General features: G+C 71.1%; 11 protein-coding genes, 2 tRNA genes and 1 pseudogene. 6 read left to right on the top strand and 8 right to left on the bottom strand.

Translation table 11 applies throughout. The annotated features are described in order from the left end of the window. The 3 genes from ACFQ36_RS17575 to egtD all read left to right on the top strand — a co-directional run. Positions 1 to 843: SUMF1/EgtB/PvdO family nonheme iron enzyme (locus ACFQ36_RS17575; RefSeq protein ID WP_377015944.1), on the top strand; the 843-nt coding region annotated here is incomplete at its 5' end. Positions 844 to 845: 2 nt separating this feature from the next. Further along, entirely contained in the window at positions 846 to 1610 is a 765-nt protein-coding gene (gene egtC / locus ACFQ36_RS17570; RefSeq protein WP_377015942.1) for an ergothioneine biosynthesis protein EgtC, read from the top strand. Continuing rightward, complete coding sequence (gene egtD, locus ACFQ36_RS17565; RefSeq protein ID WP_377015940.1) at positions 1607 to 2593, top strand: L-histidine N(alpha)-methyltransferase; 987 nt, start codon at positions 1607 to 1609, stop codon at positions 2591 to 2593. The genes egtC and egtD overlap by 4 nt, the downstream gene beginning before the upstream one ends. Positions 2594 to 2630: 37 nt before the next feature. Here egtD and ACFQ36_RS17560 read toward each other — a convergent pair whose 3' ends face one another. Then, entirely contained in the window at positions 2631 to 3773 is a 1143-nt protein-coding gene (locus ACFQ36_RS17560) for a diguanylate cyclase (protein ID WP_377015946.1), read from the bottom strand. 203 nt (positions 3774 to 3976) lie between these two features. On the opposite strand from ACFQ36_RS17560, the gene ACFQ36_RS17555 reads away from it, so the two are divergent. Next, positions 3977 to 4321 (top strand): DUF6176 family protein, encoded by a 345-nt coding sequence (locus ACFQ36_RS17555; RefSeq protein ID WP_377015938.1) that lies wholly within the window; start codon positions 3977 to 3979, stop codon positions 4319 to 4321. 54 nt (positions 4322 to 4375) lie between these two features. Here the strand turns inward: ACFQ36_RS17555 and ACFQ36_RS17550 are convergent. From ACFQ36_RS17550 to ACFQ36_RS17535, 4 genes are all read right to left on the bottom strand, one after another. Then, positions 4376 to 4464, bottom strand: a tRNA-Ser gene (locus ACFQ36_RS17550). Between the two features lie 74 nt (positions 4465 to 4538). Beyond that, on the bottom strand, positions 4539 to 4703 hold the full coding sequence (locus ACFQ36_RS17545; protein WP_377015936.1) for a hypothetical protein: 165 nt from the start codon (positions 4701 to 4703) through the stop codon (positions 4539 to 4541). Position 4704: 1 nt separating this feature from the next. Further along, positions 4705 to 4974 carry a hypothetical protein gene (locus ACFQ36_RS17540; RefSeq protein ID WP_377015934.1) on the bottom strand — a complete coding sequence of 90 codons (270 nt, stop codon included), beginning with the start codon at positions 4972 to 4974 and terminating at the stop codon, positions 4705 to 4707. Continuing rightward, entirely contained in the window at positions 4971 to 5315 is a 345-nt protein-coding gene (locus ACFQ36_RS17535) for a hypothetical protein (RefSeq protein WP_377015932.1), read from the bottom strand. The genes ACFQ36_RS17540 and ACFQ36_RS17535 overlap by 4 nt, the downstream gene beginning before the upstream one ends. Before the next feature lie 92 nt (positions 5316 to 5407). On the opposite strand from ACFQ36_RS17535, the pseudogene ACFQ36_RS17530 reads away from it, so the two are divergent. Then, positions 5408 to 5792, top strand: a pseudogene (locus ACFQ36_RS17530) (SDR family NAD(P)-dependent oxidoreductase). A 21-nt stretch (positions 5793 to 5813) separates the two neighbouring features. On the opposite strand, the gene ACFQ36_RS17525 reads toward ACFQ36_RS17530, so the two are convergent. From ACFQ36_RS17525 to ACFQ36_RS17515, 3 genes are all read right to left on the bottom strand, one after another. Continuing rightward, positions 5814 to 7904 (bottom strand): prolyl oligopeptidase family protein, encoded by a 2091-nt coding sequence (locus ACFQ36_RS17525; protein WP_377015930.1) that lies wholly within the window; start codon positions 7902 to 7904, stop codon positions 5814 to 5816. 173 nt (positions 7905 to 8077) lie between these two features. After that, the gene (locus tag ACFQ36_RS17520; RefSeq protein WP_377015928.1) at positions 8078 to 8854 is read right to left on the bottom strand and encodes a VOC family protein; all 777 of its coding nucleotides are present in this window, start codon (positions 8852 to 8854) and stop codon (positions 8078 to 8080) included. Between the two features lie 157 nt (positions 8855 to 9011). Next, positions 9012 to 9099 (bottom strand) — tRNA-Ser (locus ACFQ36_RS17515). 76 nt (positions 9100 to 9175) lie between these two features. Between ACFQ36_RS17515 and ACFQ36_RS17510 the strand changes: the two genes are divergently transcribed. Continuing rightward, positions 9176 to 9488 (top strand): alcohol dehydrogenase catalytic domain-containing protein (locus ACFQ36_RS17510; RefSeq protein WP_377015926.1); only part of this gene is annotated, 313 nt, incomplete at its 3' end.

Below are 9488 nucleotides of genomic sequence, written 5' to 3'. Positions count from 1 at the left end.
GCGGTGCTGCCGCAGGACGGGCCGGCGTCCGCGGCCCTGCCGGCGGAGGTGCTGGTCCCGGCGGGGCCGTTCACCATGGGCACCTCCGTGGAGCCGTGGGCACTGGACAATGAGCGTCCGGCGCACCTGGTGGACCTGCCGGCGTACTGGCTCGACACCCTGCCGGTGACCAACGCCGGGTACCAGCGGTTCATGGACGACGGCGGCTACCGCGACCGGCGCTGGTGGACGGCCGAGGGCTGGGCGCACCGCAGCGCCGCCGGGCTCCAGGCGCCGCAGTTCTGGCGGCGCGAGGGCGGCAGCTGGCTGCGCCGGCGGTTCGGGGTCACCGAACCGGTCCCGGCGGACGAACCGGTCCAGCACGTGTGCTGGTACGAGGCCGACGCGTATGCCCGCTGGGCCGGACGGCGCCTGCCGACGGAGGCCGAGTGGGAAAAGGCCGCGCGCTACGATCCGGCCTCGGGCCGTTCCCGCCGCTACCCCTGGGGCGACCAGGATCCCGGACCGCGGCACGCCAACCTGGGCGGAGCGGCCCTGCGGCCGGCCCCGGCCGGCTCCTATCCGGACGGCGCCTCGCCGCTGGGGGTGCGCCAGCTGATCGGGGACGTCTGGGAATGGGTCGCCAGCGATTTCCGTCCGTACCCGGGCTTCCGGGCCTTCCCGTACCGGGAGTACAGCGAGGTGTTCTTCGGCACCGGGTACAAGGTGCTGCGGGGAGGCTCCTGGGCGGCGGATGCGGCGGCCTGCCGGGCCACCTTCCGGAACTGGGACTACCCGGTCCGCCGCCAGATTTTCAGCGGCTTCCGCACCGCACGCGACGCCCGCCCCGAGGAGGTGCGCTAGCCATGTGCCGGCATCTGGCCTTCCTCGGCCCGCCGACGTCGCTGGCGGAGCTGCTGCTGGTGCCCGAGCACGGACTGCTCCGCCAGTCCTGGGCGCCGCGGCGGCAGCGGTACGGCACGGTGAACGCGGACGGCTTCGGCGTGGGCTGGTACGCGCCCCGGGACGATATTCCGGCCCGCTACCGCCGCGCGGTGCCGATCTGGGCCGACGGCTCCTTTGCCGACGTCGCCCGGGTCACCCGGAGCACCGCGGTGCTGGCCGCGGTGCGCTCGGCGACCGCGGGCACCAGCCTGGACGAATCCGCGGCGGCCCCGTACGCGCACGGCCGCTGGCTGTTCAGCCACAACGGGCGGATCGAGGGCTGGCCCGACGGCGTCGGCCGGCTGGCCGCGCAGCTTCCGCCCTCGCGGCTGCTCTCGCTCGAGGCGCAGGTGGACTCGGCGCTGCTCTGGGCCCTGGTGCTGGAGCGCCTCGCCGCCGGGGCCGCCGCCGGCGAGGCCCTGGCCCGGACCGTGGCCGATGTGCTGGAAGTCAGTGCCGGGCGGCTGAACCTGCTGCTCACCGACGGCGGAACCATCACCGCCACGGCAGTGGGGGACACCCTGTTCTGGCGCTCGGATCCGGCCGGCACCCTGGTGGCCAGCGAGCCCTCCGACGACGGCCCGGACTGGCACGAGGTGCCGGACGGCTCCCTGCTGACCGCCACCCGGACATCGGTCGACGTCCGTCCGCTCACCCGCCCGAGGAAGGAACCTGCCACACCATGACGCTGCCCGCCGCACCGGTCGAGATCGTCCACTACCTGCCGGCCCACCACCTCGAACGCAGCCTGCGCGCCGACGTCCGCGCCGGGCTGACCGCCGTGCCGAAGACGATGCCGCCGAAATGGTTCTACGACCGGCGCGGCAGCGAGCTCTTCGAACGGATCACCGGGCTGCCCGAGTACTATCTCACCCGGGCCGAACGCGAAATCCTGGCGCGCCATGCCCCGGAGATGGCCGCGGCCTGCCCCGCCGAAACGCTGATCGAACTTGGCTCCGGATCCTCCCGGAAGACCCCGCTGCTGCTCTCGGCGCTGAAGGCCGCCGGATCCCTGCGGCGCTACGTCTCGGTGGACGTCAGCGACAGCGCGCTGGCCGCGGCGGCGGCATCACTGGCGCCGCTGTTCCCGGACCTGACCCTGCAGGCCGTGGCGGCGGACTTCGAGACCCAGCTGCAGGTGCTGCCGCACGAGGGCCGGCGCATGGTCGCCTTCCTCGGCGGGACGATCGGCAATCTCGAGCGCGCGCAGCGGGCCGTTTTCCTGCGCAATATCCGGCAGCTGCTCGGCCCCGGGGGAGGCTCGCTGCTGGTGGGCACCGACCTGGTCAAGCCGGCGGGAATCCTCGTGCCCGCCTACGACGACGCCGCGGGCGTGACGGCGGACTTCAACCGGAACCTGCTGCGGGTGCTCAACCGCGAACTCGGCGCGGACTTCGACGTCGAGGCCTTCGACCACGCCGCCGTCTGGAATCCGGCGGAGGAACGGATTGAGATGCGCCTGCGGGCCACCCGGCCGATGCAGGTGAACCTGCCCGGGGCGGACCTGACCGTCGGCTTCGAGCAGGGCGAGGAACTGCTGACCGAAATCTCGGCCAAATTCCGTCCGGAAGGCATTGCCGCCGAACTGGCGGAGGCGGGCCTGGAAGTGGCCGGCCAGTGGACCGACGCCGGAGGCCGCTTCGCCATGACCCTGGCCCGGGCGGTTTAGGCTGCCGCTCCGCACCGGAGCGGCAGCCCGCCGCCGGCTAGTGTGCCCGCGCGGCGCGGTTGCGGCCCTGGGACTTCGCCCGGTACAGGGCGGCATCGGCGGAGGCGATGACCGCCTCCAGATCCCCGCTCCCGGGCCCGGCCGCGGCGATGCCGTAGCTGGCGGTGGGCAGGCGGAAGCCCTGCAGCGGCTCCGTGGCCGCGAGGCTGAGGCTGATCTGCTGTACGAGGGCCTCGGCCTGGTCCGGTTCGGCGCCGGGCAGCAGGAGAATGAATTCCTCGCCCCCGTAACGGCCCACCAGGTCCGTGGAGCGGATGGTGGCGGTGCAGGCGGCGGCAAACGCGCGCAGGGCCAGGTCTCCTGCCGCATGCCCGTGCCGGTCGTTGACCTCCTTGAAATGGTCCAGGTCGGCCAGGACCAGCGAACCGGCAGTTCCCGTCCGGTCCAGCCGGCGCAGCTCGTCCGCCGCGAGGTCCAGGAACCCGGTGCGGTTCAGCAGCCCGGTCAGCCCGTCCTGGGTGGCGCGGGCGCGCAACTCCCGGGTGACCTGCTCGTTGCTCAGGGCCGCCATGCTGAAGGAGACCACCACCAGCAGCATCATGGTCAGCAGCGTGGTCGGGGCCGAACCGAAGAAGGCGGTGAAGACGTGCCCCAGGGGACCGTCGGTGATGAAGATGATGCACCGGCCGAAGTAGTAGACCGCGACGAATCCCGCGGCCAGGGCCAGGGATTTCTGCAGGCGGGTGTAGGCGGGCGGCAGGCGCCACAGTTCCACGGCGGACAGGCCGATCAGCAGGGACATCAGGGCCAGGAAAAACGGGCCTCCGGCCCAGTGGTTGGAGCCCGGATGGTCCACCGCGGAGGCCGCGGCCACCACGGCCGGACCCGCGGCCAGCTGCCAGATCCGCGGCGGTGCCGCCCGCAGCGAGCGGGCGCCGGCCCAGACACCGGCGGCGCCCAGCACCGCCAGGATATTGCCCAGCGGATTCGCCCAGACCTGGTGGGAGGTGCCGTTCAGCAGGTAGGCGCTGGAGCCGGCGAGGAACAGGGCGATTGCCGCGCACCACCAGGCGCTGTACGCCGACCGGGTGCGGCGGAAGCTGACCAGGTAGAACAGGACGAGCAGGGTCAGTGCCACCGCGGCGAAGGCGACCCGCAAGGTTGCAGTGTCGAGCATCATGTGTTCGTTGTCCAGCCGGTCAGGTGAAATTTGCCGGGCCCAGTATCGCAGGAGCACCGGCACTGTTCCCAACACTGCGTCACATCAACGGGCGGAAGCCATCCGTGCGGCCGTTTCCCTTCCCTTGACGGGCCCGGCGTCCAGGGGGACGATGCTTACCACCGCCAGCCGTGCCGTTGCACAGTTCCGGAAAGCAGGGCCGCATGGAAGCCGTGACCTGGTTCGCCCCCATCCTCCCCGGCAAGCTCGGGGCCTGGAAGGCCTTTACCGGTGAGCTGATGGGCCAGCGGCAGGCCGAACACGTCGCCTCGCGGCGGCGCATGGGCATGATCCGGGAGGTGGCCAGCCTGATGCAGACGCCCCAGGGCGACTTCGTGTGCATTTTCCACGAGGCCGAGGACCTGGACAGGGCCTTCCGGATCCTGGCCGGATCCGAGGACCCCTACGATGCCTGGTTCCGCGCGCAGATTGTCGAACTGCACGGCGTGACCCCCGAGATGCTGCGGCGCCCTCCGGCCAGGGTCTACCTGGACTACCATCAGCGCTGAACCGCGGCAGCGCCCCGGACGCAAAAGGCCCCCGCCGGTGGCGGGGGCCTGACGCGGAGACGGGGGGATTTGAACCCCCGGTCGAGTTTAACCCCGACCCTTCATTAGCAGTGAAGTCCATTCGGCCGCTCTGGCACGTCTCCATTTGCGCTGTTTCCAGCCCACCTAGATTACCCAGAATTGCCCCGGAAGAGCAAAACCCGGTTTCCCGGCCGGGTCAGTGCCTGACGTCCTGGAGCTTGAGCATCCGCGCGATCACCTTGTCCAGTTCGGTGTCGCTGGAGAAGACGGCGTGGGCGCTCTGCTGGAGGTTGGCGGAAACGCGCATCCCCAGCTTGCCCCCGGCCCCGATGACGGCGACGGTCGACCGTTCTGCTGGCATTTCACTTGCTCCTTGGGAAATCGAGGTCCTGCCGGGTCCACTGGTTTTCGAGGCGGATGGTCTCCTCCTCGGAGTCCTGCCAGGGCAGCCGGTGTTCGAGGATCTGGTTGATGTTTCTTTCCCGGGGCCGCAGCTTTCGGGCCATGTAGTCATAGTCCAGAAGGCCTTCGCCCAGCGGCGCGCCGGAACAGGTGAACCCGACCCCCCTGCGGCCGAACGCAAAGTCTTCGATGTGCATGTTCAGGACACAGGGTGCGATGGCGTCGATCATCTCGCGCGGCCTCCTCGACCGCCGGGAGTGCCCCGGGACCTTGAACATGGTCCGCACCAGGGGCGAGCCCGGGATCTCGGCGATGTGCAGGAACCGGTGGGCACGGTCCGGAAGTTCGGCCGCGCGGCGAAGATGGACATGGCCGTGACCGTGATGACGGCGATGATGGCCGCGGCCGATCCGGCGAAGGGGGCGAGCGGGATGCTCAGCCCGCCCACGAGGGCCGGCAGCGCAATGTGCCAGGTGCGCACGCCCCGCCGGGTGGCGTCCTTGGACCAGAAGTAGAGGGCCGCGGCGGCGGGCAGGTAGGGGATGGCGGTGACCAGGCCCTTCTGGAACACGTTGGAGGTTGTTCCGGTCAGCCAGGTCTTTTCCTCGCCGGCGAGCCACCTGGCCTTGGCGGGGCAATCCGCAAGAGGTCTGGGAGAAGACGGTGGCGGTCAACCAGCGCGGCGCCTTCCTGACGCTCAAGCATGCCGTCCAGGCGATGGCGGGCCGCGGCGGCTGGATCATCTGCACCGGCAGCCGGACGGCGGTGGTCGCCTGCGGCCGGACCTTTACCGCCTATTCCAGCTCCAAGGCAGGCGTCCAGGGGCTCGCCCGCGTCGTCGCGGCCGACTACGCCCCGGCGGGCATCCGGGTCAATACCGCGGTTCCCGGTACACCGAGACACCGCTGGTGCAGGCCATCGCCTCGGACCCGGCCAGCCGGGCACCGCCGCCGACGTCGAAGGCATCATGGCGTTCCTGGCCAGCGACGAGTCGGCCTACGCCACCGGCGGGCTTTTCACCGTGGACGGCGGGCTGACGGCACTGTGAACCCGGCGCCCCGCGGCCGGCTCAGCGCGTGAGCGCCTGCCACAGGAACGCATTCGAGAGTGCCTGCAGCCGGGCCGCCTGCTTATTGTCGCTGGCCCCGGCGTGCCCGCCCTCGAGCGCCTCGTGGAACCAGACGTTCGCCACGCCCAGGTCCTGCATCCGCGCGGCCATCTTCCGTGCCTGCACCGGCCCCACCCGGTCATCCGAGGTGGCGGTCCAGATGAAGGTCTCCGGGTAGTCGGCGCCCGCCTGCAGCAGGTGGTAGGGGGAGAAGGTGCGCAGGAACTCCCAGTGCTCGGGCTTGTCCGGGTCCCCGTATTCGGCAATCCAGGAATAGCCGGCCGAGAGCTTGGTGTACCGGCGCATGTCCAGCAGCGGCACCCCGCAGGAGACGGCGCCGAACAGGTGCGGATAGCTGGTGAGCATGTTGCCCACCAGCAGCCCGCCGTTGGAGCCGCCCGAGCAGCCCAGGCGCTCCCGGGAGGTGACGCCGCGGTCGATCAAATCCTGTGCCACGGCGGCGAAGTCCTCGTAGGCCCGGTGCCGGTTGGCCTGCAGCGCCGCGCGGTGCCAGGCCGGACCGTATTCGCCGCCGCCGCGGATGTTGGCCAGCACGTAGACCCCGCCGCGCCCGTCCGCGGTGCGCCGCTCGAGCCAGGTCCGGCCCACGGTGCCGCTGTAGGCGGGGGTGCGTGAGATTTCGAAGCCGCCGTAGCCCGAGAGCAGGGTGGGGTTGCCGCCGTCGTACACCAGGTCCCGGGGCCCCACCTGGAAATACGGCACCCGAGTGCCGTCCTTGGAGGTGGCGAAGTGCTGCTCGACGCGGTAGGCGGAGGCGTCGAAGAACGACGGCGAGGCCTTGACCGCCGTACCGGCGCCGTGCGGGGACGGGCCGAGGGTGCCGCGCGAGAGGGTGGAGGGGGTCAGGAAGCCGGTGGCCACCAGCCAGTAGTCGTCCCCGTCCTCGTCGTCGACGCCGCTGGCCTCCACCGTGTGCAGCGGCGGGCAGTCCGCCAGCTCCTGCCCGGCCCAGGCGGCGGCCGGGTCCAGCACCAGGATCCGGGAGGAGACATCGCTGAGCAGGTTCAGCAGCAGGTAGTGCTCGGTCCAGCTCCAGGACTGCAGCGAGGTGTGCTCGTCCGGGCTGAACAGCACCGTCGGTTCGCAGCCGCCGGCCAGGAACTGCTCCAGGTCCGCGGCCAGCAGCGAGCCTGCCGGAAAGGCCGCGTCCCCGAGGGCCCAGTCGGTGCGCGGGCGCAGCAGCAGCCAGTTGCGGTGCAGGTCCACGTTCACGTCCGTGGGGACGTCGACGCCGACCCATTCGCCGCCGCGGCGCAGGTAGGTGCGGGAGTTGAAGAAGTCGATCATGTCCACCGCCACGTCCCGTTCGAAGCCGGGGGTGGAATCGTGCCCGGCATAGGCGAGCATGTGGTCCGCGGGCACCTCGAAGTACTCCTCGGCCGCTGCCGGTGCGGCGCCGCGGCGCAGGATGCGGCTGCTGCGCGGATAGGAGGAGCTGGTCAGCGAACCGGGGCCGAAATCCGTGCCGAGCAGGATGGTGTCCGCATCCACCCAGGACACGTAGCTCTTGGCCACCGGCACGTCGAAGCCGCCGTCGATAAAGGCGCGCTCCTCGACGTCGAACTCGCGGATCCGCACGGCGTCACCGCCGTCGGGGGACAGGCGCAGCAGCGCCCGCCGGTACTCGCCCTCTTCGCCGGTGGGGCGCAGGAAGGCGGAGCCGGCGTAGACCCAGTCGATGCCTTCGGCAGCGGCGAGCGCGTCCACATCCAGCAGCACCTCCCATTCGGGCGTGTCCTGCAGGTAGCTCTCCCAGCGGGTGCGGCGCAGCAGCCCGCGCGGGTTGGCCCGGTCCTTCCAGAAGTTGTAGTACCAGTTGCCGCGCTTGGTCACCATCGGGATGCGGTCCTCCGAATCCAGCACCTCGAGGATGCCGGCCTCCAGCCGGGCGAACTCCTCGTCCACCAGCTTCGCCTCCGTGCGCGCGTTCTGGGCCCTGACCCAGTCCAGCGGCCCGCTGCCGTGGATGTCCTCGAGCCAGAGGAATTCGTCGTGGGGTTCGTGCGCCGTCTGCTGCGTCATAGCCACCATCCTAGGGGAGCCGGGCAGGCCTGCTCCCAGGGCAGGGGCGGGGCGGGATGCGGTCGCCGCCTGAGCGCCGCGCCGGCTGCGCCGGGCCACCTCATTCCGGGCCGGCCGCCACCGGCACGAGGCTTCCGGCACCCATTGAATGGACCGGAGGTTTTCGGCCGGGAAGTGCCGCCTCATACCGAGATCAGCATGAAAACGGCGCCGGTGGGATCGGCCACCTGGGCCAGCCGCCCATAGGGGGAGTCCCAGGCCGGACGCATGGCCGTGCCGCCGAGTTCCTGCGCCCGCCGCACCGCATCGTCCGTGTCCGGAACGCCCAGGTAGACCACCCAGTGCGAGGTGGCCCCCGCCGGCAGGCTGGCTTTGGCGTCGAGGATCCCCGCGGTGGAATCCCCGTACGGGCTGTTGAGCGTGTAGCGCAGCTCGTCGGTATCGCTCATCGTCTCGGTCTTCCAGCCGAAGGCCCTGGTGTAGAAGGCGACCGCGGCCTCATAGTCCGCGGCGAGCAGTTCAAACCAGCAGGGCGCCCCCGCCTCCGCGCTGAGGCCGAAGCCCTGGTGGATCTCCGGCTGCCACGCGCATACCACGGCGCCGCCGGGATCCGCGAAGGCGGCCATGGTGCCCTGCATCCCCACCCGCACCGGCCCGACCAGGAGCCGGCCGCCGGCTTCCGTGACGGCCCGGGCGGTGGCGGCGGCATCCTCGCTGGCCAGATAGACGGCCCAGGCATCGGCGAAGCCGGCCCGGTCGTTGAGGGTCAGCCCCGCGATCGGCAGGTTGTCCTTGGTGAACACCGTGTACCCTGCCGCGGAGCTGCCGAACTCCTCGCCGCTGGTTTCGTTCTGCCAGCCGAACAGGGCTCCGTAGAACGCCTTGGCCTTTTCCGGATCCGAACTTGTCAGGTGGATCCAGCACGGCGAGCCGGGGGTGAAGGCTGCGGGAACGGGCATGACTGGCTCCTTCGGCATTCCCGGATGCGGGTGCGCGTCCAGTTTCGAGGGTAGCCTCGGGCCACGGCGGCCACAATGGCCCCGTGGAACCGGACCGGTCGCAGCCCCAAAAGGACCGGCAGGCTTCAGTGGCAGCCTGCCGGTCCGCGCCATGGTGCGGAAGGTATGGGATTTGAACCCATGAGACGGGGTTGCCGCCTACTGGTTTTCAAGACCAGCTCCTTCGGCCGCTCGGACAACCTTCCCTTCCCTGTAGTCTGACACGGACGGCCCGGCGACGGCAAAAACCCGGGCCGGTCCAACGACCCCGGAAGGCAGGGCATGAAGGCGGTTTTCTACGACGGCGCGGGCGGACCCGAGGTGCTGCGGCTGCGGGATGTGCCCGCGCCGGTTCCGGCCTCCGGCGAGGTGCTCATCGACGTCGCCGCCGCCGGACTGAACCGCGCCGACGTGCAGCAGCGCATCGGCGTCTATCCGCCGCCGCCTGGTGCCTCCGAGATCCCCGGGCTGGAAGTCTCCGGCCGGATTGCCGCCGTCGGACCCGGCGTGGCCGGGTTTGCGCCGGGGGACGAGGTCTGCGCGCTGCTGGCCGGCGGCGGCTATGCCGAGCAGGTGGCGGCGCCCGCCGGGCAGA

The organism is Arthrobacter sp. GCM10027362 (genome assembly GCF_042679445.1).
Classification (GTDB): Bacteria; Actinomycetota; Actinomycetes; order Actinomycetales; family Micrococcaceae; genus Crystallibacter.
This window is presented reverse-complemented; position numbering and strand designations above follow the sequence as displayed.

Excerpts from the sequence above, each read along its gene's own strand:
- ACFQ36_RS17545 (WP_377015936.1), bottom strand. The coding sequence starts at position 4,703 with ATGCCAGCAGAACGGTCGACCGTCGCCGTCATCGGGGCCGGGGGCAAG.
- ACFQ36_RS17560 (WP_377015946.1), bottom strand. The coding sequence starts at position 3,773 with ATGATGCTCGACACTGCAACCTTGCGGGTCGCCTTCGCCGCGGTGGCA.
- ACFQ36_RS17520 (WP_377015928.1), bottom strand. The coding sequence starts at position 8,854 with ATGCCCGTTCCCGCAGCCTTCACCCCCGGCTCGCCGTGCTGGATCCAC.
- ACFQ36_RS17555 (WP_377015938.1), top strand. The coding sequence starts at position 3,977 with ATGGAAGCCGTGACCTGGTTCGCCCCCATCCTCCCCGGCAAGCTCGGG.
- ACFQ36_RS17525 (WP_377015930.1), bottom strand. The coding sequence starts at position 7,904 with ATGGTGGCTATGACGCAGCAGACGGCGCACGAACCCCACGACGAATTC.
- ACFQ36_RS17540 (WP_377015934.1), bottom strand. The coding sequence starts at position 4,974 with ATGATCGACGCCATCGCACCCTGTGTCCTGAACATGCACATCGAAGAC.
- egtC (WP_377015942.1), top strand. The coding sequence starts at position 846 with ATGTGCCGGCATCTGGCCTTCCTCGGCCCGCCGACGTCGCTGGCGGAG.
- egtD (WP_377015940.1), top strand. The coding sequence starts at position 1,607 with ATGACGCTGCCCGCCGCACCGGTCGAGATCGTCCACTACCTGCCGGCC.